The organism is Nocardia sp. NPDC056952 (assembly GCF_042674185.1).
Taxonomy (GTDB): domain Bacteria; phylum Actinomycetota; class Actinomycetes; order Mycobacteriales; family Mycobacteriaceae; genus Nocardia.
The window spans coordinates 30,020-55,225 of the sequence record NZ_JBHURA010000015.1; the positions used below are offsets into that span (position 1 = coordinate 30,020).

Consider the following 25,206-nt stretch of genomic DNA (forward strand, 5'->3'; position numbering starts at 1 on the left):
GGCGCCGGGGCTGGTGTCGCTTACCGTAGAGAGGTGACGACCCCAGCCCCGGGCCCGGCCGACGGCCCCACCGAGATCAGACCTGCCTCCCGGTGGCCTGCGGTGCTCACCTGGCGTGCCCACGACAACACCCGCATGGAATCGGTGCGGGTGACGGTGAACGGCAATCGGATCAGGGCGGCGGGCCGGATGATCGGCTGCGCCGGCGATGAGCACCCGGCGTTCAGCGCGTCGTACGACCTGGTCACCGACGAAGCGGGCGCGACGCGACGGCTGTCGCTGCGCACCACCACGGCGGCCGGTGAACGCCACGCCTCGATCTCGCGCGACGAAGAGAACTACTGGCTCGTCGACGCGGGCGGCACCCACGTGCGCTCCACCTTCGGCGGCGCCCTCGACGTCGACGTGGTGCTGAGCCCGTTCTTCAACACCCTGCCGATCCGCCGGTTCGGCCTGCAGAACGCCGTCGGCGACGTCCAGGTCCCCGTCGTCTACGTGCGACTACCCGATCTGCTGGTGCAGGAGGCCGAGCTCACCTACTCGAGCGCGTCCGACGGGATCAACGTCCTCTCGCCGGTCTCGAGCGCCACCTTGACGGTCGATCCGGAAGGCTTCGTCCTCGACTACCCGGGACTGGCCGAACGCGCCTGATCTCGCGAGAAGTAGTCAGAGCGCGCGGAGCACCCCACCGTCACGACCGGCGCGGTGAAGCTCACCGAGCCAGTCGCCGGCGCCGGGAGTGATGCCGGTGATGTCCCAGGTCGTGCGGTCGTCGTAGGCGGTGCGGCCACGGAAACCCGTCTCGACGAGTTCGCCGAGACGGCTGTCCGCGCGCAGGGAATCGCGGGCAGTGACGAGTGTCTCGATGGCCTCGTCGAGCACCCGTTCCAGCGCGACCGCGTTCGGCTCGCAGATGGCGCGCACGAGGTCGGGCGCGGTGCCCGCGACGCGGGTTCCGTCTCGGAACGAGCCCGCCGCCAGGCCGAGCGCCAGCTTCCCACCCGCGGCCCCCGCCGCGGCCAGCGCTTCGGCCAGCACATGCGGCAGGTGCGAGATCCGCGCGACAGCTCGATCGTGCTCCTCGGCGAGCACCGGAACCACCACCGAACCACAGTCCAGCGCGAGCCGCACCACCCGCGACCACGGATCCACCCGTGTTCCCTCGTCCACTCCGACCGCCCACACCGCACCCTGGAAGAGGCCGGAATCAGTGGCAGCCCAACCAGAGTGGGATGTTCCTGTCATCGGATGCCCGCCAACGTACAGAGCCTCTAGTCCGTGCTTGCGCACCGCGTCCAGCACCGGCCCCTTCACGCTCACCACATCGGTCAGCGGGCACCGGGGCGCGAGCGCGGCGATGTCGGCCAGCAGGTGTTCGACCGCGGGCATCGGCACCGCGATCACCAGCAGCGCGTCCAGCTCGGCAGCCCGCACGAGCACCGCGGACAGGTCGCCGGACACCTCGTAACCGTCCTGGCACGCCGCGGAGACGCCGGATTCGGAGCGGTTGTAGCCGAATGCCCGATACCCCGCCGCGACGGCGGCGCGCAGCAGTGAACCGCCGATCAGGCCGGTCCCGAGGACACACACAGCCCCACGCTCGTCGATGCTCATCGGAACAGATTGGCACACGAGTTCATCATTAGGGGTGGGACAGACTACCGTTTGGTCCATGGCAGCACAGCGCTCGGGCACGAACAGGGCGACGTCGGATGACGACTTCGACGTCGAAGGGTTCGCAGTGGCCGTGGTCCGCGAAGAAGGTACATGGCGGGTCAGCCCGCTCAGCTCCGATGCCCTGCACGATCTGTCGGCCGCCGAGACCGAACTGAAGGCTTTGCGCAGCTCAGGTGCGGTGTTCGGCCTGATCGACGTCGACGACGAGTTCTTCATCGTGTTGCGTCCCGCGCCGAGCGGCACCCGGCTGCTCGTCTCCGACGCCACCGCGGCGATCGACTACGACATCGCCGCCGACGTCCTCGACGCGCTCAATGTCGAGATCCCCGACATCGACCCCGACGATCTCGACGACGTCGAACCGTGGGAAGAGGGCGACCTGGGCGTCCTGGCCGACCTGGGCCTGCCCGAACCGGTTCTCAGCGTGATCATCGCCGACACCGACCTCTACCCCGACGAGCAGCTCGGCATGATCGCCCAGCGGCTCGGTTTCGCCGACGAATTCGCCGCGGTCCTGGACAAAATGCCGAGGTGACCGACGAGGAGATGATGCGCGCCGCCCTGGCGGCCGCAGCCGACGCCGACCCGCGCGATGTGCCGGTCGGCGCCGTCGTCTTCGACGCGCAAGGCCGTGAACTGGCCCGCGCCACCAACGCGCGTGAAGCACTCGGCGACCCCACCGCGCATGCCGAAGTCCTGGCGTTGCGCGCGGCCGCGGCAGTCCACGGCGACGGCTGGCGACTCGAAGGCGCGACCCTCGCGGTCACCCTCGAGCCGTGCACGATGTGCGCGGGCGCCCTGGTCCTGGCGCGAATCGGCAAGGTCGTGTTCGGCGCCTGGGAACCCAAAACCGGTGCCGTCGGCTCGCTCTGGGACGTCGTCCGCGATCGCCGCCTCAACCACCGCCCCGAAGTCCGCGGCGGCATCCTCGAACCGGACTGCGTCGCCCTCCTCGACACCTTCTTCAAAAACCAACGCTGACCAGCCGATTTAACAATCTCGCACCCACTCCGGTACCGTAGTCGGCGGTGGCGTGTCCGAGCGGCCTAAGGAGCACGCCTCGAAAGCGTGTGAGGGGTAACCCCCCTCCGAGGGTTCAAATCCCTCCGCCACCGCCAAGAGCCCCTCACTTGTTCACGCAGGTGGGGGGCTTTTTCTTGTCCGAAACGCGCGCCGGTACGACGACGGTGAGGTCCGCACGGCTCGCGTGAAATGGTGCCGGAAGGTAACCGGGGTGGCGAAACCGGCCGCGGTCGCGATTTCCTCGATGGGTGCGTCGCCGGTCTCGAGCATGGCCAGTGCCGCCTGAATCCGCTGGGCGATCAGCCATTTGCTCGGTGTCGCCCCGGTTTCCCGGACGAAATGGCGCAGGTAGGTGCGCGGTGAGAGGCCCGCGACCCGGGCCAGATCGGGTACGCCGATCGGGTCGGCGAGGTGTTCGAGTGCCCAGGAGAGGCTGCGGGCGATGGGGGCGTCGAGGGGTTCGGGGGGCATGGGCGATTCGATGTATTGAGCTTGGCCGCCCGCGCGGTGGGGCTGGATGACGAGGCGGCGGGCGACGGCGTTGGCGACGGACGCGCCGAGGTCGTGGCGAACCAGGTGTAGCGCCAGGTCCAGCCCGGCGGCGCAGCCCGCGCTGGTCAGGATGTCGCCTTCGTCGGTGTAGAGGGGTTCGGGGTCGACCTCGACCAGTGGGTAGCGCTCGCGCAACAGGTCGGCGTATCGCCAGTGAGTGGTGGCCCGGCGGCCGTCGAGCAGGCCCGCGGCGGCGAGAGCGAACGCGCCGGAGCAGATCGACACGATCCGGGAGCCGTTGCTGTGCGCCCGGCGCAGCGCGTCGATCAACTCCGGTGAGGTTCGCGCGCGTGGGTCGGCGACGCTCGGGACCACGACCGTGTCGGCGGCGGCGAATTCCGCGAGACCATAGGGGCTGGTCATGGTCGCGCCGCCGATCACGCGGACGGGTTCGGGGGTTTCGGTGCAGATCTTCAGGTCGTACCAGGGCTGGTCGATATCGGGCCAGGTCAGGCCGAAGACCTCGATGACGATGCCGGTTTCGAACGCCGTCATCCCGTCGTACGCCAGCACGGAGACAGACCTCATGTCTAAATCTTAGCGATAGTCGTCTTCTACGCCACTTCTCCCGATGACACGGAAGTCCGACCATGGAGATATGTTGAAGCAACTGAAGGACTTCGCCATCGGAATCCACACCGCGAACGCGATCCGGCACGGCATCCGCCCACCTGTCGCGGCTCGGCCCGAAAGCCGGAAGCCGCGGTGCGGGGGAGCGCGGGCCACCCGGTAACGGCAAGATCTGTCGTCGGGTATTCACCTCGTCCGACCTGCGGTGTATTCCTCGCGTAATAGACTGGGTTACACCGAATCCGGGAAGGAACGATGATTATGCGCGGGCGACAGCCGCCACCCGCGAAGTCCGGGATCGGGCTCGGGGGAAAACTTCTGGTTCTCATCGTGCTCGGCTGGGTCGCTGTCGGGTTGCTCGCGGCAGGCCAGCGCCACCACTTCGCGCACCTGCCCAAGCAGTGTTCGGACTGGGCGACCATCGCGGTCACCGCCGCGGCGGGGCCCGCGAACTACATCGGGCTCAATCCGCGCGTCACCGAATGCCAAGTGCCGCAACCGAGTCAGTAGCGAAACGGCCGGGAAACCAGAGTTCCCCGGCCGTCGGCGCTCAGCCTTGCGGTAGCGGCACGACCTGCCGCTGTTCGGCCTGGACCTCGCGCAGCCGCGAGCCCTCGATGTCGATATCGGGCACGATCCGGTCCAGCCACTTCGGCATCCACCACGCCCACTTGCCCAGCAGCACAAGCAAAGCGGGAATCAGCACCATCCGGACGACGAACGCGTCCAGGGCCACGCCCGCAGCCAGCGCGAAGCCCATCGACTTGGCGGTGACATCGGATTCCAGCAGGAACGAACCGAACACCGAGATCATGATGATCGCCGCGGAGGTCACCACGCGCGCTCCGTGGTGATACCCCTTGATCACGGCCTCGGTGGGGTCGGCGCCGTGCACGTATTCCTCGCGCATCCGGGTTACCAGGAACACCTGGTAGTCCATGGCCAAGCCGAACACCAAGCCGATCAACATGATCGGCAGGAAGCTCACCAGTGGATGGGGATCCTTGATCAGCCCGAGTTCGCCCTCCTGGAAGATCAGCACGGTCGCGCCGAAGGTGGCTCCCATCGACAGCAGGAAGCCGAGCGCGGCGGTGAGCGGGACCAGGATGGACCGGAACACCAGGATCAGCAGGATGAACGCCGCGCCGGCCACGATCGCCATGTACGGCACGATCTTGCTCAACAGGACATGGTCGATGTCGGCGTAGATGGCGGTGGTTCCGGTGATGCCGTACGACATCTTGTACTGCTCGTTCAGATCGGATTCCGCAGCGCGCGCCGACTGCACCAGATCCTTCGTCGACTGCGCGTTGGGCCCGGTCTTGGGTATGCCGTTGATCAGGGCGCCCGCGCCGTCCTTGCTCATCTGCGGCTCGGTGACCAGATCCATGTCGGGGTAGGACTGCAGCTTGTCGCGCAAGGCATTCAGCGCCGCCTGCCGCTGGTCGGCGGGGGTGTCGCTGAGGTCGACGGCCACCTGCAGGACACCGTTGCTGCCCTCGCCGAAGCCTTCGGTGCGCAGGTCGTAGGCCTTACGGACGGTGGTCGACTTGGGCAGGCTGTCCTCGCCCGGCAGGCCGAGGTTCAGGTTCAGTGCCGGTGCGGCGAGCAGGCCGAGCACCACGATGGCCAGGATCATCGTGACCGCGGGGAACTTGGCGATCACCCTGGCCACCCGGGTGCCGTTGGTGACGACACTGTCGTCCTCGGGATCGTGCTGGGCGATCAGCGGCAGCTTCGGCTTGAACAGCGCCTTGCCGAAGGCGCCGAGCAGCGCGGGCATCAGGGTGATGGCGGTGAGCACGGCGAACGCCGCCGCGATGGCGCCACCCAGACCCATGAACGTCAGGAACCTGACCCCGACGATGCTCAGCCCGACCAGCGCGATGATCACGGTGAGCCCGGCGAACACCACCGCCGAGCCCGCCGTGCCCAACGCGGTACCGGCCGCCTCCTCGGCGGAATCCTGCACCGCCAGTTCATGTTTGTAGCGCGAGACGATGAACAGCGCGTAGTCGATGGAGAGCGCGATGCCGATCATCGAGGCCAGGAACGTAGTGAAGCTCGGCACCGACAGCACCGAGGTCGACAGGAAGATCAGCGAGGTCGCCGCGCCGAGGCCGACGATCGCGGTGATGATCGGCACGAACGCGGCGACGATGGCGCCGAACGCCACGATCATCACCACCAATGCCACGGCCATACCGATCATCTCGGACTTGCCGCTCGGCATCTCCTGTTCCATCGCGATGGTGCCGCTGATCTCGACCGTCAGCCCGGCCGCGCGGGCGGAGTCGCCGGCGTTGTAGGCGGCCTCGCGTTCGTCGGCGGTGATGTCGGCGAAATCCTTGATCGCGAACGGGACGCTGAAGTACGCGACGGTCTCGGGTGCGGTCTCGTTCAGCACATTCAGGGGCGCGCCACTGCATGTCGACGGATCGGGTTGCCCGGTGAGACAACCCATTTTCTCGGTCGCGGTAATCGGATTCACGATCGGTTCGGCATGGTCGACGATGTCGAGCTGCTCGAGCTTGCTGATCAGGTCATCGATCGCGGCGCGGTTGGCCGGGTCGGTGAGCTTCTGGCCCGCGGGCGCTCCCACGACATAGGTGCCGGTCACCGCGTCGAACGCGAACGCCTCCGACATACCGGGGAAGTGCTTGTCGAGGATTTCGGTGGCCCGTTCCGAGGGCAGGTTCGGCATGCTGAAGTCGTCGGTCATCGGCTTCTGCAACGAGGATCCCAGCCCCGCGAGCACCATGAAGAGCAGCAACCAGACGGGCAGCACAATCCATTTGCGGCGAAAGGCCAGCTTGCCCCACCGGTAGAGATAGATGGACACGGTTCTTCTCCTCGTGGATCGGTGCGGAGCGCGGATCGGAGGTGTAGCCGGGTCGAACTAGCCCTGAGTCTGGTGCCCAGCAACGGCGATATCAAGCACCGGTGCAGCGCGGATGCCGAAAACGAACGGCCCCGCAATCCGGTAGCGGATTGCGGGGCCGTGCTGGAGGTCGCGGGTCAGCCGACCGAAACCGGGTGCTTCACCGTTTCGACGTTCTCGGTACGCAGCTGCTCGAGCTTCGCACCCTCGACGTCGATATCGGGCACGACGCGGTCGAGCCACTTCGGCATCCACCACGCCCACTTGCCCATGATCACCAGCAGCGCGGGCACCACGACCATGCGAACGATGAACGCGTCGATCGCCACACCGGCGGCCAGCGCGAAACCGAACGACTTGGCGGTGACGTCGGTCTCCAGGATGAAGGAGCCGAACACCGAGATCATGATGATCGCGGCCGAGGTCACCACGCGGGCACCGTGGTGGTAACCGGCGACCATCGCGTCCTTGGGCGACTTGCCGTGCACGAATTCCTCGCGCATCCGGGTCACCAGGAACACCTGGTAGTCCATGGCCAAGCCGAACACCAAGCCGATCAACATGATCGGCAGGAAGCTCACCAGCGGCTGCGGATCCTCGATCAGGCCGAACTTGCCCTGCTGGAAGATCAGCACGGTCGCGCCGAAGGTGGCGCCCATCGACAGCAGGAAGCCGAGCGCGGCGGTGAGCGGGACCAGGATCGAGCGGAACACCAGGATCAGCAGGATGAACGCGGCACCGGCCACGATCGCCAGGTACGGCAGGATCTTGCTGAGCAGTACATGGTCGACATCGGCGTAGATGGCGGTGGTGCCGGTGATGCCGTACTCCATGCCGTACTGCGCGTTCAGATCCGCTTCCGCGCCACGTGCTTCGGCGACCAGATCCTTGGTGTCCTGGTTGTTCGGACCGGACTTCGGGACACCGTTGAGCATGGCGCCCTGGTTGTCCTTGCTCCACATCGGCTCGGTGACGTAATCCATGCCCTCGTAGGACTCGAGCTTGGCGCGCAGCGCGCCGACGGCGGCCTCGCGCTCACCCTCGGGCGTCGCGCTCAGGTCAGCGGCGACCATGAGTACACCGTTGCTGCCCTCGCCGAAGCCTTCGGTCCGCAGGTCGTAGGCCTTACGGATGGTGGAGGTCTTCGGCATGCTGTCGTCACCGGGCAGGCCGAGGTTCAGGCCGGCGGCGGGCGCGGCGAGCGCACCGAGCACGATCACCGACAGGATCAGCGCGACCCACGGAGCCTTGGCGATCACCTTGGCGAAACGCTGGCCGTTGGTGACCGAGGTGTCGTCGTCCGGATCGTGCTGCGCCACGATCGGCAGCTTCGGCTTGAACAGCGACTTGCCGAAGGCGCCCATCAGCGCCGGCATCAAGGTGACGGCGGTGAGCACGGCGAACGCGGCGGCGATGGCGCCACCCAGACCCATGAAGGTCAGGAACTCCACGCCGACGATGCCGAGCGCGCCGAGCGCGATGATCACGGTGAGACCGGCGAACACCACGGCCGAACCGGCGGTACCGAGCGCGGTACCAGCGGCTTCTTCGGCCGAATCACGCACGGCCAGTTCGTGTTTGTACCGGGAGACGATGAACAGCGCGTAGTCGATCGACAGCGCGATACCGATCATCGAGGCCAGGAAGGTGGTGAAGCCGGGCACCTCCATCACCGAGGTACCGAGCATGATCAGCGAGGTCGCCGCGCCGAGGCCGACGATGGCGGTGATGATGGGCACGACCGCGGCGACGATGGCGCCGAAGGCCACCACCATCACGATCAGCGCGACACCCATGCCGATCAGTTCGGACTTGCCGCTGGGCTGTTCCTGCTTCATCGCGATCGAGCCGCTGAGTTCGACGGTCAGCCCGGCGTTGCGGGCTTCGGCGCCGACCTCGAAGGCGGCATCGCGCTCGGCGTCGGTCACGTCGGTGACGGCCTTGATGGTGAACGGGACGCTGAGCACGCCGACGGTGCCGGGTACGGTCTCGCTCAGCACATTGAGCGGGGCCGACGAACACTTCGACGGGTCAGGGGCGGCGAGGCAGCCCATCTCCTCGGTGGCCGCGACCGGGCTGGCCAGCTTCTTCTCGTGATCGACGATCGACAGGTCGTTGAGCTTGGCGATGAACGCGTCGATCGCGGCCCGGTTGGCCGGGTCGGTGAGTTTCTGCCCCTCCGGCGCGCCGATCACGTAGGTGCCGGTGACGGCATCCATCGAGAACTGCTCCGACATGCCTTCGAAGTGCTTGTCGAGGATCTCGTTGGCGCGGGCCGACGGGAGCTCGGGCATGCTGAAGTCGTTGGACATCGGCTTGCTCAGGGTGGCGCCGAGGCCGCCGAGCAGCACGAACAGCAGTAGCCAGACCGGCAGGACAATCCATTTACGGCGGAAAGCGAACTTTCCCCATCTGTACAGGTATACGGACACGCGTGTGCTCCTAGCGCGAAGAACGGGTGGGTGGCATGGCTCGTAGACAGCACTCGCGGGCCACCCCTGCGGGACCCGCCTCCACAACATCGTTTTCTGCCTACCGTGCGGTAGGTAGACTACCTAGTGGATAAGTGGAGGAGCAACCTCAATATTGGGGGAGCCGGATCCGTCACACCGAATCATGGGAGGATTGCCGCCATGCCCGCCCGAGACATCGCCGACACCGTCACCGCAGGTGGGGGTACAAAACAGGCGATCCGCGACGCCGCGGTACAGCTGTTCGCCGCCAAGGGTTTCGAACAGACGAGCCTGCGCGAGGTGGCGGATGTGGTGGGAATCACGAAGGCTTCGCTCTATTACCACTACGCGTCGAAGCTCGATCTGCTTCTGGCGATCATCGATCCGATCATCGATCACATGCGCGACATCGTCGAGGACATCGAGGCCGTTCCCTACAACGACGAGGGCATTCGCGCGGTCCTGCGCACCTACCTGCGCGGCATGATCCGCCATCGTGACGCGGGCGCGCTGTGCGTGCGCGACACCGCGGCCATCGTCAACGCCATCGCCGATCGCTACCCCGACCTGATGGAACCCACCCGTGAGCTGCGGCTGTGGCTGGCCGGGCCCGGTCCGACCCAGAACTCGATGCTGCGTGCCGCCGCCGCCATCGAGGTGCTCGGAGTGGCGCTGCTGTCCTCGGAGCTGGCACCGGGCGCCACCGACGAGATGGTCGAGAAAACCCTCCTCGACGCGGCAACCTGCGTACTGACCGGCTGTGTCAATCCGGCGTGAGCGGGCGGCCCGCGTGGTGACGCTTCGCTACCGCCTCCGGCCGCTGACCGCTCACGCCAGGAGCACCGCGTAAGTTCGACACCGTGCATATCACCGCCAGGGTCGATTACGCGGTGCGAACGCTGCTCGAGCTCGCCGCGGCCGACGGAGTCGTCAAGTCCGAGGCCATCGCCGCCGCCGCACAGATCCCACCGAAGGTGCTGGAAACGGTGCTGGCCGAACTGCGTCGCGCCGACCTCGTGCTGAGCAGGCGCGGTCCCGACGGCGGGTATCGCCTCGGCAGGCCCGCCACCGAGATCTCGGTGGCCGATGTGATCCGCGCCGTGGAGTCGCCGCTGGCGTCGGTGCGCGGGCAGCGGCCCGAAGATGTGCGGTATCCGGGCGCGGCGGAACCGCTGCAGCAGGTATGGATCGCGCTGCGGGTCAATATTCGCGCCGTGCTGGAGAACGTCTCCATCGCCGACGTCGCCACCGACCGGCTGCCCGGTTTCATCGGTGAACTGGTCGCCGACCCCGGCGCCTGGGCGCGTCGCGAGCCGCGTACACCCGCAGGCACATGAAGTTATCCACAGGCTGAGAGTTGTCCACAGGGCAGGTAAAAGCGCTCGGCGCTGCTCACCCGCGCGCTGTAGCCTTCGACCATCATGTTGATCACCCTGCTGCGGACCTACCTGGCCCCGTACCGCGCCCAGCTGGCGGGTGTCCTCGTACTCCAGCTGATCTCGGTTATCGCGATGCTCTACCTGCCCAGTCTCAATGCCGATCTGATCGACGACGGTGTCACCAAGGGTGACATCGGTTTCATCTGGACCACCGGTCTGTGGATGCTCGCGGTGAGCTGTGTGCAGATCGTGGCCTCGGCCGCGTCGGTGTACTTCGGCGCGCAGGCGGCGATGGGCGCCGGTCGCGACATGCGCGGTGGCGTGCTGCACCGGGTGGAGACGTTCTCGGCCAGAGAGGTGGGGATGTTCGGCGCGCCGTCGCTGATCACCCGCTCGACCAACGATATTCAGCAGGTCCAGCTGCTCATCGTGATGTCGGTGACGATCCTGGTGATGGCGCCGATCATGTGCGTCGGTGGCGTCATCATGGCGCTGCGCGAGGATCTCGGGCTCTCGTGGTTGCTGCTGATCGCGGTGCCCGCCCTCGCCCTCTCCATGGGCACGATCGTGGCCAGGATGGTGCCGGGGTTCCGGCAGATGCAGGAACGCATCGACGCAGTCAACCGGGTGCTGCGCGAGCAGATCACCGGTATCAGGGTGGTCCGCGCGTTCGTGCGTGAGCGGCAGGAGATCTGGCGCTTCGGGATGGCCAACACCGCGCTCACCGACGCGTCGCTGCGCGTCGGCAAGCTGATGGCACTGATGTTCCCGACCGTGATGTTGATCAGCAATCTGACCGCTGTCGGCGTGATCTGGTTCGGCGGTCACCATGTGGACAACGGCACGATGCAGATCGGCTCGCTCACCGCGATGCTGTCCTACGTCATGCAGATCCTGATGGCCGTCATGATGGCCTCGTTCCTGGCGATGATGGCTCCGCGTGCGGCCGTGTCCGCCGATCGGATCGGCGCGGTGCTCGAGACCGAGTCCTCGGTGCGCCCGCCGCGGTTGCCGCAGTCGTTCAAGGGCGACCAGGCCACGGTCGACCTGCAGTTCGCGGAATTCGCCTACCCCGGCGCGGAGAAGCCGGTGTTGCGCGGTATCCGTTTTCAGGTGTCGCCCGGTACCACCACTGCCGTCGTCGGTTCCACCGGCGCGGGCAAGACCACGCTGATCAACCTGATCCCGCGCCTGATCGACGTCACCGACGGCGCGGTCTACGTCGGCGGCACCGATGTGCGCCACCTCGACCTCGAACTCCTGCGCAGCGGGATCGGATTGGTGCCGCAGAAGGCCTATCTGTTCTCCGGCACCATCGCGACCAACCTGCGCTACGGCAAGCCCGACGCCACCGACGACGAACTCTGGCATGCGCTCGAGGTCGCCCAGGCGGCCGATTTCGTGCGGGAGATGCCACAGGGTCTCGATACTCCGGTGGCCCAGGGCGGCACCACGGTGTCGGGCGGTCAGCGCCAGCGGCTGTGTATCGCCCGCGCGCTGGTGCGCAGGCCACGGATCTTCCTGTTCGACGATTCGTTCTCCGCGCTCGATGTCGCCACCGACGCCCGGCTGCGTGCCGCGCTGAAGCCCGAGACCGCCGACGCGTCGGTGATCATCGTGGCCCAGCGGATCCAGACGATTCGCGACGCCGACCAGATCGTCGTCCTCGAAGACGGTGCGATGGCTGGCATCGGAACCCATGACCAATTGATGCAGCGCTGCTCGGAGTACCGCGAGATCGTCGAGTCCCAGCTGAGCGTGGAGGAAGCCCGATGAGGCCAGGTGGACCCGTTCCCGGAGCGCCGGGAACGAAGGCCAAGTCGTTCAAGCCGTCGCTGAAGCGACTACTGAGCAGGCTGGCTCCCGAGAAGTTCACCGTCGGCCTGATCGTCGCGCTGGTGATCACCTCCGTGGTACTCAATACGCTCGGCCCGTACCTGCTCGGCAAGGCGACGAACCTGGTGTTCGACGGCTTCGTCGGCAAGCAGCTCGAACCAGGGCTCACCAAGGACCAGACCGTCGAGCTGCTGCGCAGCCAAGGCGAGACCACCCGCGCCGACATGCTCTCGGCGATGAACGTTATCCCGGGTACCGGCATCGACTTCGACGCCGTCGGCCGCGTGCTGATGCTCGTGCTGGCGCTGTACGTGGCCGCCGCGATCTTCGGCTGGCTGCAGGGTTATCTGCTCAATATCGCCATCAACCGCACCGTGAAGCGGCTGCGCGACGAGGTGGAGCAGAAGCTGCACCGGCTGCCGCTGCGCTACTTCGACACCGCGCCGCGCGGTGACGTGCTCAGCCGCGTCACCAACGACGTCGACAATGTCTCGCAGAGCCTGCAGCAGACGATGAGCCAGCTGCTGGTCTCGCTGTTCACCGTGGTCGGCATCCTGATCATGATGTTCTGGATCTCGCCGTTGCTGGCGCTGATCGCGCTGCTCACGGTGCCCGCCGCGATCGTGGTCACCGCGCAGATCGCCAAGCGGTCCAAGCCGCACTTCGTCAACCAGTGGAAATTCACGGGCGAGGTGAACTCCTCGGTAGAAGAGGCCTACACCGGCCACGAGATCATCACCGCGTTCGGCCGAGGTCGCGAGGTCGGCGAGGAGTTCGACAAGCGCAACGACAAGCTCTACGACGCGAGCTTCAAGGCACAGTTCATCTCCGGCCTGATCATGCCCGCCATCATGTTCCTCGGGAACGTGAACTTCGTGTTCATCGCACTGGTCGGCGGGCTGCGGGTGGCCACCGGCAATCTGTCGCTCGGTGACGTACAGGCGTTCATCCAGTACTCGCGCCAGTTCAGCCAGCCGCTCACCCAGATCGGCGCGATGGCGAACCTGCTGCAGTCCGGCGTCGCCTCGGCGGAGCGGATCTTCGAGATCCTCGACGCCGAGGAGCAGTCCCCCGATCCGGTGGTGGAGATCGCGCGCCCGGTGGATCGCGGGCGGGTGGAGTTCGAGGCGGTGTCCTTCGGCTACGACCCGGAAACCCCTGTCATCGAACGGCTTTCGCTGGTGGCCGATCCCGGCCACGTGGTCGCCATCGTGGGCCCGACCGGCGCGGGCAAGACCACGCTGGTGAACCTGCTGATGCGCTTCTACGAACTCGACGCGGGCACCATCGCCATCGACGACGTCGACATCACCACCATCACTCGCGACCACCTGCGTTCGCGCATCGGCATGGTGCTGCAGGACACCTGGCTGTTCAAGGGCACCATCCGCGAGAACATCGCCTACGGCAATCCGACGGCGCCGGAAGCCGACATCCAGGCTGCGGCCAGGGCGGCCTACGTCGACCGGTTCGTGCACTCGCTGCCCAACGGCTACGACACGGTCATCGACGAAGAGGGTGGTGGGGTGAGCGCGGGCGAGAAGCAGCTCATCACGATCGCCCGCGCGTTCCTGGCCAAGCCGTCGATCCTGATCCTGGACGAGGCGACCAGCTCGGTCGACACCCGCACCGAGTCGCTGGTCCAGCACGCCACCGCGGCCCTGCGCCGCGATCGCACCAGTTTCGTGATCGCGCATCGGCTTTCGACGATCCGCGACGCGGATCTGATCGTCGTGATGGACAAGGGCCGCATCGTCGAACACGGCACCCACGAGCGGCTGCTCGCCGAGCGCGGGCCGTACTACAACCTGTACAACGCCCAGTTCGCGGCCGCTCAGTAAGGCCCTGGCACGATGGGTCGGTGGCCGACAGCAGCGAGTTCTCCTTCGAAGTAGGCACCCGTCTGGACGGGGGCAGGCACGGTCGGACCGGGGTGATCTCCACCCCGCACGGCCAGATCGCCACGCCCGCTTTCATTCCGGTGGGGACGAAGGCTTCGGTGAAGGCCGTGCTGCCGGAGACGATGCGCGAGATCGGGGCGCAGGCGCTGCTGGCCAACGCCTACCACCTGTACTTGCAGCCCGGCGCCGACATTGTCGACGAGGCGGGTGGGCTCGGGAAGTTCATGAACTGGCCGGGGCCCACCTTCACCGACAGCGGCGGGTTCCAGGTGATGTCGCTGGGGGTCGGGTTCAAGAAGGTCCTCGCGATGGAGGCTGTCGACATCCGGTCCGATCAGGTGATCGCGGCGGGCAAGGAGCGCCTGGCCACCGTCGATGACGACGGGGTCACCTTCCGTTCGCACCTGGACGGTTCCAAGCATCGCTTCACACCCGAGGTGTCGATGGGCATCCAGCACGAACTCGGGGCCGACATCATGTTCGCCTTCGACGAGCTGACCACCTTGATGAATACCCGTGGCTATCAGGAGAAGTCGTTGCAGCGCACGCACGAGTGGGCGCAGCGGTGCATCGACGAACACGAACGGCTCACCGCCGTGCGCAGTCATCGGCCGTATCAGGCGCTGTTCGCGGTGATCCAGGGTGCGCAGTACGAAGACCTGCGGCGCAAGGCCTGTCGCGAGCTGGAGTCGATCCGGGGCAGTGGTGGAACGGAATTCGACGGGTACGGCATCGGCGGGGCGCTGGAGAAGCACAATCTCGGCACGATCGTCGGGTGGTGCTGTGATGAGCTGCCCGAGGCCAAACCGCGCCACATGCTGGGAATCAGCGAACCGGAGGACATGTTCACCGCGATCGAGAACGGGGCGGACACGTTCGACTGCGTCAATCCCTCCCGGGTGGCGCGCAATGCCGCGATCTATGTCGACGAGGGGCGGTTCAACATCAATACGGCCCGGTTCCGTCGCGACTTCACTCCGATCGACGAGAACTGCGACTGCTACACCTGCGCCCACTACACCCGCGCCTACCTGCATCACCTGTTCAAGGCGAAGGAAATGCTCTCGGCGACGCTGTGCACAATCCACAACGAGCGCTTCACGATTCGTCTCGTCGACCGGATCAGGGCCAGCATCGAGGGCGGCTACTTCGACGAGTTCAAGAAGGAGTTCCTTGGTCAGTGGCGGGGCCGGATCAAGGTGCCGGGGGAGTAGGCGGCGGACCTTGCGATCCGCCGCCCGTCCTGCGGGCTAGTCGTGCAGTGCGTCGACCTTCGCCGGGGCGTAGGTCGGTTCGGTCTTCTTGAGGACGGCGATGACGCGGTAGGTGATCGGCATGACGAGCACCTCGCACAGGGTCTTCCACAGGAAGCCGACGATGACGTAGTTGATGAACGACTGCCAGGTGTTGATGCCGATGGCGGTAGCGGCGATCGAGCAGAAGATCAGGGTGTCGGCGAACTCGCCGACAACGGTGGAGCCGATCAGGCGAGCCCACAGGTGCTTTTCCTTGGTGCGCTCCTTGATCAGTACCAGGGTGGCCGAGTTCAGCAGCTGACCGACGAAGTAGCCGGCGAGACCGGCGAGCACCAGCTGGGGGGTGGTGCCGAGGACCGTGCGGAAGGCTTCCTGGTTCTCATAGAAACCCGCGGGGGGCAGCTGGATGGCGATGGCGAAGCAGGCGACGGTCAGCAGCAGCGCGGCGAAACCGGTGTAGATGGCGTGGCGGGTGGCGCGGAAGCCGTAGACCTCGCTGAGCACGTCGCCGAGGATGTAGGCCAGCGGGAACAGGAAGAAGGCGCCGTCGGTCGCGATCGGCAGGATCTGGATCGGGCCCAGCATCACCGAACTGTCGGTGAAGAACTCCACACCTTTGGTGGCGCAGATGTTGGAGATGATCAGCGTCGCGGTGAACAGGGCGACGATTACCGGATAGAACCCCCGCGCAACCTGGGCGAATGCCGCATGTTCCGGCGCGGGGTGCCCAGATTCGGCGGGCTTGTCGAGCGAATTCGTATCAGTCACGGCCCATATTCTCCCAGGTCCGCCAAACCTGATGTGTCTCTATCAAGGGCGGCCCGAAGGGCCCCGCCTCGAGCGCGCCAGCGCTCAACAGACGCGTATGGAATACCCTGTAGCAATGACGAATCCCGGCGATTCCGACGAGTGGTGGAAGCAGTACGGCGGCTCCGGCGTGTCCCCGGAGTCCGGCGCGCCGGGTTCGGTGCCGCAGCATCCGACCGCCCCGCCGTCGCAGCCTTCCCAATACCCGTCGTCGCCGCAGTATCCCCAGCAGCCGGCGCCGCCCCCCTCGCAGCCGCAGTACCCGCAGCAGCCACCGTCGCAGCCGCAGTACCAGCAGCCCAATCAGCCGCAGTACCCGCAGCAGCCGCCCGCGTACGGGCAGCAGCCCGGCTACGGCGGCTATCCGGCGGCGGGCGCGTACCAGCCCTACGGGCAGTACCCGCAGCCGCAGGGCACCAACGGTCTGGCGATCGGCGCGCTGGTCTCCTCGCTGATCGGTCTGTGCAGCTGCGGTGTCGGCGCGATCGTCGGCATCATCCTCGGCGTGATGGCGCTCAACCAGATCAAGGAGCGCGGCGGCGAGGGTAAGGGCATGGCGCAGGCAGGCATCTGGATCGGTGTCGCCGCGATCGTGGGCTGGGTCCTCTACATTCTCTTCTTCGTGGTGCTCGGCATCGCCGGTGGACTCGACTCGTCCACGACCTACTGATCGCACAACGAAACAGGGGCGCTTCCGGATTCCGGAAGCGCCCCTGTTGTTTTCGTCAGGTGTGGGGGATCAGCCCTTGACGACCTGCGTGCCGCCGGCGAACTTGTCGTGCCAGCCCTGCTTGTTCGGGTCGTTGCTGATGGTGACCGCGATGTAGATCGCCAGGCCGGTCGTCACCAGGCCGCCGAGGCAGTAGACCACCATCGGCGCCAGGAAGATGTTGCGCTTGAGCGAAGCCTCGGGGGTGAGCTTCGGCGCACCGCCGGGAGCGAGCACGCGCAGGCCGAGCAGCTTCTTGCCGAGAGTGGCGCCCTGCGTCACCTCGAGGCCGACGTTGTAGCCGACGAGCGCGATACCGGCGAGGAGCCAGATAACGATGCCGCCGAGGAAGGGGCTGTCGATGAAAGCGAAGCTGAGCCCGATGTTCACGAAGAACATCGGAATGCCGACGATCGCACCGTCGATCGCGCGCGCACCGAGGCGGATTCCCAGGTCGGCGGCCTGTACCCCGCCGAAGCCCTGCTGCTGACCGTACTGGCCCTGCTGCGGGTAGGGCTGCTGCTGACCGTACGGGTCCTGCCCGTAGGCCGGCTGCTGCTGGCCGTAGGGGTCCGGCTGGCCGTAACCGGGCTGGGGTGCGCCGCCGTGGCCGGGCTGGCCGTACGGCTGCTGCTGGCCGTAGCCGGGCTGCGGCTGCTGCTGGCCGTAGGGGTCCTGGCCGTAGCCGCCGGGCTGACCGCCCTGCGGGTACTGGTTGGGGTCGTAACCACCGCTGGTCATAATCTCAGTCCTCGTTTTGATCTTCTAGATCGGTCGATGCGTACGTTACGGACATCCCTCTGGTCGGAACAACCCGATAGGCTCGAGTATCCATGGTTTCTCAGGGATGCGCGCCGGGTCGAAAACATCGCGCAGCTCGCCGGTGGTCCGCGCGGAATACCCGAGTGATTCCGCGATCGCCGCCACGACGTCCTCGGGCGTGTGGCCCAGGGCACGTTGGTCCGAAAGGCTCACGGCGCCGTCACGTTTCGCCAGCCTCTTGCCTTGCTCGTTGAGCACGAGCGGCACGTGGGCGTAGGTCGGGACGGCGAGTCCGAGCAGTTCCGCGAGATACGCCTGGCGCGGGGTGGACGGCAGCAGATCGTCGCCGCGAACCACCTGGTCGACGCCCTGGGCGGCATCGTCGACGACGACGGTGAGGTTGTAGGCGGGGACACCGTCGCCGCGGCGCAACACCAAATCGTCGACAGCGCCCCGATATCGGCCTTGCAGGAGATCGGTGATCTCGTACTCGGTGACATCGGCGCGCAATCGCACTGCGCCGACGCGTCCTTCGGCCCGCTTGGCCGCGCGCTCGGCGTCGCTGAGCTCACGGCAGGTGCCCGGGTAGGCGCCCATCGGCCCGTGCGGCGCGGTGGCGGCCTGCTGGATTTCGCGTCTGGTGCAGAAACATTCATAGGTGCGCCCGGCTGCGGTCAGTTCGGCCACAGCGGCCGCGTAGTTCGGCAGCCGTTCGGATTGGTAGACCACGGGGCCGTCCCAGTCGATGCCGATCGCGGCGAGGTCGTCGAGCTGTCCCTCGGCGGCGCCGGGCCGGACCCGGTCCAGATCGTCGACGCGGATCAGGAACTCGCGCGCGGAAGTTCGCGCGAAAAGCCAGGCGAGCACCGCGGTACGCAGGTTTCCCACGTGCAGCTCACCCGATGGGCTCGGCGCGTAGCGGCCCGCGCCTCGACTCGTTGGCACTCCACGATCCTAGGTGGGCTCGCGGCACAGCCGCGTACGTAGCCGCTCCTCGGCGATGACGTCGCCGGCATCGAGCGCGTCGAGCAGCTCCCGCGCGTGCGCGATCAGTCCGGCGCGGTCGACATCGTGCTGCTGGGCATTCGCCGGGTAGGACCCGAGCCGCTCGCTCGCGCGGCGCAGAAGAGTACCCGCGCCTTTGGCGTTGCCGCGCTGGATGTGGGTGAGGCCGACGGCGTATTGGGCCAGTCCTTGCCAGAGCATCCGTTCGGCAACCGGCCCGTTCTTCCATGCCGCCTCCAATACCTCGTGGGCATTGAATGCCAATCCGTCGTCCAGCAGTTGCTGAGCGAAGGTGAGAGTTTGCTGGGGCCCGAGCTCGAGGTCGTCGGGAATTCGGGCGACTCCGGCACTGCCTGGGGGCAGCGGTCGGCCGAGTCGATCGCGGGGGCGGTCGTTACGGGCACGACCTGCGGTGTCACGGTCACGGGAGATCATTCCCCCATGATCCACGCCTGCCCTCGATGGTGCTCATGTGACCGCTGAGGTACGCGAGAAATTGACGTATCACGGACTAATCACATGGAAGTAAATGGGGATGTGTCAACCAGATCGGGAATGGGTAAGGGGCCTGGCAATGCCCCCGCAAACGTGAAGCTTCGCAAGGTTGGCAAAACGATATGGGAAAGCAAATTCTCTTCCGCAACATTGCGGAAGACCTGCTAGTGTTTCTTCCGCGGGGGCAGCCCCCGGAGGCGGAAACGCCTCGATGCGCTGGTTCGTGCCGGTCGGTTGCGCGCGCCGTGTGGCAGTGCCTTGTGTGCCACGAAGTAACTCATCGGTCGCGCCGGATTTCGGAATGTTGCAACGATTCCAGGAGTTATCCCCTCTTCTCGATGAACCAAAGGAGCAAGTGCCGTGGAAGTTGATGTGACCGACGCTGTGTGGCGGAAGAGCACCTACAGCGGACCCGATGGGAACTGCGTCGAAGTAGCCTTTCTCGCCGGCGGCGACATCGCCGTTCGTGACACCAAGGATCGCGGTCGCGGACCCGTACTGGCCTTCGGTCCAGGGCAGTGGCGAGCCTTCCTCGCCGATGTCACCGCGGGAGAGTTCGCGCGCGGCTGAACCGCGGGATGCATCTCGAATGGGCAATGCCGGCCCCGAGTCGAGCGGACTCGGGGCCTTCTCAGTGATCTCGGCGGGGTGGCCTATCGTGGCCGGATGACCACGATGGCCGCGCGTGACGCGACGATGTACTGGCTGTCGCGGCGCACCGCCAACGACGTGTTCCTGCTCTACTCTTTCGCCGAAACCGATTCCGCCACCGACGAACTCCGCGCTTTCATCGCCGCGCGCGCCGCGCGCATTCCGGATCTGCGGATCCGGTTGCAGGAGATTCCGGGCGATCTCGGTTACCCGCGCTGGGTTCCGGCCGAATTCGCGTCCCAGCAATTCGTGCACCACCGGCCGGACGGCCTGTCGTGGCAGGCGTTGCTCGCGGATCTGGGCGAACTCCTGGGAACCGGTGTCGTCGCGACCGAATATCCCTGGCGTGTCCATGTTTTCCGGTCGGTTCACTCCGCGCCCCGGTCGGCCGAGCCCGTTGTGGTGGTGGTGCTGCAACTTTCGCACGCACTGGCCGACGGCACCCGTGCCGCCGCGATCGCGCGAGCGCTCTTCGGGATGACTGTGGATGAAGCCGTTGTCCACAGCACACCCGATGCGCCTGTGGACAACTCGGCAGATCACCCGGTCGGACCTGGTAAAACTTCTGAACAGCCTGTGGATTCCTGTGGACAACCCTGTGGATGGATCGCTCGGCGGGTCGATCCGAGAGTGCTTGGGGTGCTGCGTCTTCCCGCGCAGCTCGCGGCGACGGTGTGGCGCGGGCGGGCCGCGTACCTCGCGCAGCGGGAATTGGCGGCCCGGACGGCCGCCGGTGAGGTCCCCGCGGCCACAACCGGGTTCGCGCCCTGTGCGCTGAATCCGGCGACCGCGGTCGACGGTCACACAGTGAGAATGCTCGTCGTCGATGCGGACGACCTCCGCATTCCGGGCAAAACCGTCACTGTTGTTGCTCTGACGGCGATTTCGCGTGCGCTGGTCGACTATCTCTCGCAGCGAGGCGAGCAACCGGAACGGCTGGGTACCGCATTACCGATGGCACTTCCGGGGCCGAGTGCGGCCCGCAACAACTACCGCGGACTGTCCATCGACCTGCACATCGACGAACCCGACCTGCCTACGCGCGCGAATCTCATCGCCGATGAACTCGCTGCCCGCCGCGAACGAGCACTGAATCCGCTGCTCTCCGCGCGGGATCGAGTCGGCGACGTCGTCCCCGCGGTCCTGGCGGTGCGTGATGTCGAACGGGCCGAACTGGACAATGTCCCCGCGGCGCTCGATGGCAATACCGTCGTGTCCAGTGTGTATCGCGGGCCGGCCGATCTCGCCTTCGCGGGCGCCCCGGTCCTGTTCACTGGGGGTTTTCCGGCCCTCGGTACCGTCATGCACCTGACTCACGGCGTCCACGGGATCGGCGAAACGATCACGCTGTCAGTGCATTCCGATCCGCGGGTGCTGTCCGATCCGGACCGCTACCTGGAATTGCTCGCCGTCGCGCTCGATACGGTCGTCGCCGCGCACCGCTGATCCACGGGGCAGGGCCGGTTTTCACCGAAGTCGACCGTGGCCGACGCTGTTTCCCGCGCGATCGAGCTCCGCGCCCACCGCGAGCAGCGCCGAGCGCAGGGCCGTCGCCGGGTCGGTTCCCGCGGCTTCACCCTCGATCACCCCGTCGATCCGGAACGGGCAGAAGTATCCGGTTCCGCTGTCTCCCCGGTGTGGCCGCCCGATCTCGATCAGCGGGCCGGTCCGATGCGCCGCGGCGATCGCCGTCGCGAGGGCAGCATCGGCAGCTCGCGGATCACGTCGACGAGCACCCGGTAGCGCGGGCGTCGATTGCGCGTGTACCCGCTCGTACCACGCGATCACCTCGAAAGACGCTGCTCGCGTGCCGGTTTCGTAATGTCCCAGCGCTGCCCTGCTGTACGGAACGCGCGCGGCCAACGCCGCCAGCGACAACCCCGACTCTTCCCGCAATCGCCGCAACCGAGCTCCGACGACGCCGTTCCCCTGCTCGCCCCGACTGGACATGGGCTCATCGTAGAGAACTGTAGACGTTTGTAGACGCTTTTTGCTGTCCAAAAGGTCTTGTCGGCGACCATACTTTTTCGTGGCGGCTCAGCGACCACCATACCGCGCCACTCGTGCAAGCACTGACTCGTTCGGAGGGGAACCGATGGAGATCTATCTGTGGATTGCCGTGGGGCTGTTCGTGTTCGGGGCGCTGAGCCGCTACCTACTACTCACACCGCCCGCCGAACGCGGGCGCCCGAGCGTCGCCGAGATCAGGCGGCGGCTTCAGGCCGAGCGCGAGGGTCCCGGCCACGACTCGACATTGCCGTCGGTACGCAGCATTTCCGCCAGCAGCTTCTCGGCGTCGGATTTCTCCCGCGCCAGAACGCTCCAGCCGCGCACCAGACCGTCGGGGCCCGATTTCGTCGTCCACGAGCCGACGGCATGAGCACCCTGGGGATGCAGCGAGTAGTAGATGGTGCCGACCGGGAACGCGATATCCATGCCGCGCATCCAGCCGGTGAGCGCCTCACCCTCCCAGACCCGCATCTCACCACGCACCTGGGTGACCGGATCGGCCTCGGGCGCAGGCGGTTCGGCGGCCGAGTCGAGCATCAGATGGTCACCCTCGTGCCGGATGGTCACCGCCGCTACCTCGACCTCGTCCGCGTGGTTCGCCGGTTTCTGCCAGGCTGCCCACCAGTCACCCGCCAGGTCGACGCGGTTGTCGACGATGCCCGCCAGCTCCGCCAGCGAGACCTGCAACGCGTCGGCCAATCGGACCGCGACCGGCAGCGTCGGCGACTGCTCCTCGGACTCGTACCTGGTGATCTGGCGCGAGCTCACCCCGATCGCGGTGGCCAGCGCGGGCTGCGAGAGCCCGAGCAGCCTGCGCCGCTCCTGGATCACCTTCCCCGTCCCGGTGTTCATACAGTCATCGCCTCCATTGCCTGCCCCTCCCGTCACACCCTGCTGGACACTTCCGCACCAGACCCGCCGACATCGCGGGCCGCCACCCTCCGCTACGAAGACCACTGGCGCGCCGCACATGCCGACTGTCTGGCCGATTCTTCCATTTCTTCGCTCCAGCAGGCCCGTTTCGTGCTGACTCAGCACAACGGATGCGGCCCGCGCTGCCTACAGCACCTGGCGGCGACGGCCTACAGCACCGGATTGATCGACGACATCTGACCCTACGGCGCGACCCCGGACGTCACCACGCGTGCGGCTACCACCGAAACCGGACCCGACACGTTGACGAACTGATTGCGAGACGGCGAAGGTGCTGCGATCGCCGTTACCGTCGAGGTATGAGTGCGGACCCCTTGGCGGAAGGCGACGGCGCCACCATCCTCGAACGCCCAGGTCTGCGCCAGCGATGGTGGCGCTTGCGCAGGCCGTTCGTCCTGCCGTCGCAACGGGCCACCGCCGACAACATCGTCGCCGCACCCACCCCGCTGCAACCGATCGACCTCGCCGACGACGCCGAGGTGTCGCAAGTACTCGACCTGGCCGTGCGAGTGGGTGAGGTCGTGCTCTCCGCGGGTACCGGTGTCGGTGACACGTCCGCGCAGGTCCGCTTCATCGCCTCGACCTACGGTCTGAACAGCTGCGATATCGACGTCACCTTCGACGCGATCCGTATCTGGGCCGACCGTGGACCCAGCCTGCCACCGGCCAGCGATATGCGCGTGGTGAAGTACCGCTCGCTCGACTTCACGCGGTTGGCCGCGGTCGACCGGCTGACGCGCCGCATACGCAGCCAGATCGTCCCCGTGGACCAGGCGCACGCCGCCCTCGACGAACTGATCTCGTCGCGCCACCCCTACCCGCGCTGGGTGTCGACGGCGGGCTGGTCGCTGCTGGCGGCGGCGATCGCGGTGCTGCTCGGCGGTGGGTTCGTTCTCGCCGCGATCAGTTTCGTGAGCACCGCGGCGATCGATGTGGTGAACCGGTACCTGCATCAGCTCGGTCTGCCGATGTTCTTCCAGCACATGGTCGGTGGTGTCATCGCCACGATCCCGGCCATCGCGCTCGCCTCGATCAGCGACCACTGGCGTTCCGACGCGGCGCTGATCGTCGCGGCGGGCATCACCGTGCTGCTGTCCGGTCAGCAGTTGGTGGGTTCGGTGCAGGATGCCATCACCGGCGCGCCGATCACCGCGGCCGCCCGCATGCTCGAAGTGGTGATGATGACCGGCGGCATCGTGGCGGGCATCGGTCTGGCCCTGCGGATCTCGACGATGATGGGGATCGCGGTGCCCGAGATCGCGGCCAGCGCGGGCCGCGACACCGATGATCTGGCGATCAAGCTGGTGGCCGGTGCGGTCGCGGCGATCGCTTTCGCGATGGCCTGTTACGCGGAGCGGCGGGCATTGTTCGCGGCCGGGCTCAGCGGTGCGGGCGGCACCATGGCCTTCCTCGGCGCGCAGGACATCGGCTTCGGGCCGGTGGTGTCCGCCGGCCTGGCGGCCACGGTGATCGGCCTCGCCGGTGGTCTGATGGCGCGTCGCGCGCTCACCCCGCCCCTGGTCGTCGCGGCGGCGGGCATCACGCCGCTGCTGCCGGGTCTGAAGGTATATCGCGGGCTGTATGCCCTGCTCGAGGACGAAACGCTGCTCGGTTTCGGGCAGATCCTCGGGGCGTTCGGTGTCGGCTGCGCGCTGGCCGCGGGCGTCATCCTGGGTGAATGGTTCGACCGGTTGCTGAGTCGTCGTGGTGCGCCGCGCGACTTCGATCCGTCGTTCACCAGCGACCGATGAGGTAGATCGGCGAGGTTCAGATCTGCACGAGCGTGCGTGGCCCGTCGGCCGCCGTGTCGGCGGGCGCCGGGTCCTGGATGCGCGGTTTTCCTGCCGCCCAGCGCATCTGGCTGCGGGCTGCGGGTGCCTCGGTGGCCGCGGGGATGACCAGCAGCGCGAGCGCGGCGCCGTTGCTGCCGACCACGTGCATGATGCGCGCGGCCTGGTCGTTGCGGGCTGTGCTGTCGCCGGATTCGCTGGTGGTCCAGTCGAATCCGAGCCGGGCCAGCTTGCCGATCCGCGGTCCGACCGCGGTCACCAACTGGTGCAACTCGGTCATCGGCTGGTCGGTTCGCGGCCACCAGGCGCCGTCGATCGGCCCGGTGGTGGCTGTGCGGTCACGCAGCATCAGCCGGATCGGCCCGGACGCGTCGCGCCCGATGCTCGTTTCAGGTGATGTATTCACTTCGTTCTGTACTTTCTGATTTCTGTGCGATCGACGCGCTCGTGGCATCGACCGGCGCGATCCGAACTCCGGATCGGCGCGAAGGCTGGGTACCCACTGGACTGCGTCGG

General features: G+C 66.8%; 24 protein-coding genes and 1 tRNA gene. 14 read left to right on the forward strand and 11 right to left on the reverse strand.

The features are described from left to right. Positions 1-33: 33 nt before the first annotated feature. Entirely contained in the window at positions 34-651 is a 618-nt protein-coding gene (locus ACFTS5_RS32070; protein ID WP_378638524.1) for a putative glycolipid-binding domain-containing protein, read from the forward strand. Between the two features lie 15 nt (positions 652-666). On the opposite strand, the gene ACFTS5_RS32075 is transcribed toward ACFTS5_RS32070, so the two are convergent. Beyond that, the gene (locus ACFTS5_RS32075) at positions 667-1,614 is read right to left on the reverse strand and encodes a prephenate dehydrogenase (RefSeq protein ID WP_378638526.1); all 948 of its coding nucleotides are present in this window, start codon (positions 1,612-1,614) and stop codon (positions 667-669) included. A gap of 58 nt (positions 1,615-1,672) precedes the next feature. Here ACFTS5_RS32075 and ACFTS5_RS32080 point away from each other — a divergent pair, with 58 nt between their 5' ends. The 3 genes from ACFTS5_RS32080 to ACFTS5_RS32090 all read left to right on the forward strand — a co-directional run bounded on the left by ACFTS5_RS32080 (position 1,673) and on the right by ACFTS5_RS32090 (position 2,795). After that, positions 1,673-2,212 (forward strand): tRNA adenosine deaminase-associated protein, encoded by a 540-nt coding sequence (locus ACFTS5_RS32080; RefSeq protein ID WP_378638527.1) that lies wholly within the window; start codon positions 1,673-1,675, stop codon positions 2,210-2,212. A gap of 11 nt (positions 2,213-2,223) precedes the next feature. Next, positions 2,224-2,658: a nucleoside deaminase gene (locus ACFTS5_RS32085; protein ID WP_378638685.1), complete on the forward strand. Its 435-nt coding sequence runs from the start codon at positions 2,224-2,226 to the stop codon at positions 2,656-2,658. Positions 2,659-2,704: 46 nt separating this feature from the next. After that, a tRNA-Ser gene (locus ACFTS5_RS32090) sits at positions 2,705-2,795 on the forward strand. A gap of 16 nt (positions 2,796-2,811) precedes the next feature. Here ACFTS5_RS32090 and ACFTS5_RS32095 read toward each other — a convergent pair. Beyond that, positions 2,812-3,780 carry a GlxA family transcriptional regulator gene (locus ACFTS5_RS32095; protein WP_378638528.1) on the reverse strand — a complete coding sequence of 323 codons (969 nt, stop codon included), beginning with the start codon at positions 3,778-3,780 and terminating at the stop codon, positions 2,812-2,814. Positions 3,781-4,083: 303 nt separating this feature from the next. Here ACFTS5_RS32095 and ACFTS5_RS32100 point away from each other — a divergent pair, with 303 nt between their 5' ends. Then, the gene (locus ACFTS5_RS32100; protein ID WP_378638529.1) at positions 4,084-4,332 is read left to right on the forward strand and encodes a hypothetical protein; all 249 of its coding nucleotides are present in this window, start codon (positions 4,084-4,086) and stop codon (positions 4,330-4,332) included. 40 nt (positions 4,333-4,372) lie between these two features. On the opposite strand, the gene ACFTS5_RS32105 is transcribed toward ACFTS5_RS32100, so the two are convergent. Next, positions 4,373-6,664 (reverse strand): MMPL family transporter, encoded by a 2,292-nt coding sequence (locus ACFTS5_RS32105; protein ID WP_378638530.1) that lies wholly within the window; start codon positions 6,662-6,664, stop codon positions 4,373-4,375. A gap of 176 nt (positions 6,665-6,840) precedes the next feature. Continuing rightward, positions 6,841-9,135, reverse strand: coding sequence for an MMPL family transporter (locus tag ACFTS5_RS32110; protein WP_378638531.1), 2,295 nt, complete (start codon positions 9,133-9,135; stop codon positions 6,841-6,843). Positions 9,136-9,336: 201 nt separating this feature from the next. Between ACFTS5_RS32110 and ACFTS5_RS32115 the strand changes: the two genes are divergently transcribed. From ACFTS5_RS32115 to tgt, 5 genes are all read left to right on the forward strand, one after another. Beyond that, positions 9,337-9,933 (forward strand): TetR/AcrR family transcriptional regulator, encoded by a 597-nt coding sequence (locus ACFTS5_RS32115; RefSeq protein WP_378638532.1) that lies wholly within the window; start codon positions 9,337-9,339, stop codon positions 9,931-9,933. 83 nt (positions 9,934-10,016) lie between these two features. Next, the gene (locus tag ACFTS5_RS32120) at positions 10,017-10,493 is read left to right on the forward strand and encodes an RrF2 family transcriptional regulator (protein WP_378638533.1); all 477 of its coding nucleotides are present in this window, start codon (positions 10,017-10,019) and stop codon (positions 10,491-10,493) included. 84 nt (positions 10,494-10,577) lie between these two features. Next, on the forward strand, positions 10,578-12,311 hold the full coding sequence (locus ACFTS5_RS32125) for an ABC transporter ATP-binding protein (RefSeq protein WP_378638534.1): 1,734 nt from the start codon (positions 10,578-10,580) through the stop codon (positions 12,309-12,311). Further along, positions 12,308-14,212 (forward strand): ABC transporter ATP-binding protein, encoded by a 1,905-nt coding sequence (locus tag ACFTS5_RS32130; RefSeq protein ID WP_378638536.1) that lies wholly within the window; start codon positions 12,308-12,310, stop codon positions 14,210-14,212. The genes ACFTS5_RS32125 and ACFTS5_RS32130 overlap by 4 nt, the downstream gene beginning before the upstream one ends. A gap of 20 nt (positions 14,213-14,232) precedes the next feature. Continuing rightward, positions 14,233-15,486, forward strand: coding sequence for a tRNA guanosine(34) transglycosylase Tgt (gene tgt, locus ACFTS5_RS32135; RefSeq protein WP_378638538.1), 1,254 nt, complete (start codon positions 14,233-14,235; stop codon positions 15,484-15,486). A 36-nt stretch (positions 15,487-15,522) separates the two neighbouring features. On the opposite strand, the gene ACFTS5_RS32140 is transcribed toward tgt, so the two are convergent. Next, entirely contained in the window at positions 15,523-16,296 is a 774-nt protein-coding gene (locus tag ACFTS5_RS32140) for a queuosine precursor transporter (RefSeq protein ID WP_378638539.1), read from the reverse strand. Between the two features lie 115 nt (positions 16,297-16,411). Between ACFTS5_RS32140 and ACFTS5_RS32145 the strand changes: the two genes are divergently transcribed. Beyond that, on the forward strand, positions 16,412-17,005 hold the full coding sequence (locus tag ACFTS5_RS32145; RefSeq protein ID WP_378638542.1) for a DUF4190 domain-containing protein: 594 nt from the start codon (positions 16,412-16,414) through the stop codon (positions 17,003-17,005). Positions 17,006-17,074: 69 nt separating this feature from the next. Here ACFTS5_RS32145 and ACFTS5_RS32150 read toward each other — a convergent pair whose 3' ends face one another. The 3 genes from ACFTS5_RS32150 to ACFTS5_RS32160 are packed head-to-tail and all read right to left on the reverse strand — an operon-like array spanning position 17,075 to position 19,246. Further along, positions 17,075-17,785, reverse strand: a complete 711-nt coding sequence (locus ACFTS5_RS32150) for an RDD family protein (protein WP_378638544.1) — start codon at positions 17,783-17,785, stop codon at positions 17,075-17,077. Between the two features lie 45 nt (positions 17,786-17,830). Then, positions 17,831-18,751 (reverse strand): tRNA glutamyl-Q(34) synthetase GluQRS, encoded by a 921-nt coding sequence (gene gluQRS, locus ACFTS5_RS32155; protein ID WP_378638547.1) that lies wholly within the window; start codon positions 18,749-18,751, stop codon positions 17,831-17,833. A gap of 9 nt (positions 18,752-18,760) precedes the next feature. After that, positions 18,761-19,246, reverse strand: a complete 486-nt coding sequence (locus ACFTS5_RS32160) for a DUF309 domain-containing protein (protein ID WP_378638550.1) — start codon at positions 19,244-19,246, stop codon at positions 18,761-18,763. Between the two features lie 420 nt (positions 19,247-19,666). Between ACFTS5_RS32160 and ACFTS5_RS32165 the strand changes: the two genes are divergently transcribed. Further along, positions 19,667-19,876, forward strand: a complete 210-nt coding sequence (locus ACFTS5_RS32165; RefSeq protein WP_378638552.1) for a DUF397 domain-containing protein — start codon at positions 19,667-19,669, stop codon at positions 19,874-19,876. A 96-nt stretch (positions 19,877-19,972) separates the two neighbouring features. Continuing rightward, positions 19,973-21,403 carry a hypothetical protein gene (locus ACFTS5_RS32170; protein ID WP_378638555.1) on the forward strand — a complete coding sequence of 477 codons (1,431 nt, stop codon included), beginning with the start codon at positions 19,973-19,975 and terminating at the stop codon, positions 21,401-21,403. A gap of 21 nt (positions 21,404-21,424) precedes the next feature. Here the strand turns inward: ACFTS5_RS32170 and ACFTS5_RS32175 are convergent, their stop codons facing one another. Together ACFTS5_RS32175 and ACFTS5_RS32180 are read right to left on the reverse strand one after the other, a co-directional pair. Further along, entirely contained in the window at positions 21,425-21,907 is a 483-nt protein-coding gene (locus ACFTS5_RS32175) for a helix-turn-helix domain-containing protein (RefSeq protein WP_378638558.1), read from the reverse strand. 267 nt (positions 21,908-22,174) lie between these two features. Further along, positions 22,175-22,819: a helix-turn-helix domain-containing protein gene (locus ACFTS5_RS32180; RefSeq protein ID WP_378638560.1), complete on the reverse strand. Its 645-nt coding sequence runs from the start codon at positions 22,817-22,819 to the stop codon at positions 22,175-22,177. Positions 22,820-23,199: 380 nt separating this feature from the next. Between ACFTS5_RS32180 and ACFTS5_RS32185 the strand changes: the two genes are divergently transcribed. Next, on the forward strand, positions 23,200-24,651 hold the full coding sequence (locus ACFTS5_RS32185) for a threonine/serine exporter ThrE family protein (protein WP_378638563.1): 1,452 nt from the start codon (positions 23,200-23,202) through the stop codon (positions 24,649-24,651). Between the two features lie 16 nt (positions 24,652-24,667). Here the strand turns inward: ACFTS5_RS32185 and ACFTS5_RS32190 are convergent, their stop codons facing one another. Next, positions 24,668-25,096, reverse strand: a complete 429-nt coding sequence (locus tag ACFTS5_RS32190; protein ID WP_378638566.1) for a DUF5994 family protein — start codon at positions 25,094-25,096, stop codon at positions 24,668-24,670. Positions 25,097-25,206: the final 110 nt, after the last annotated feature.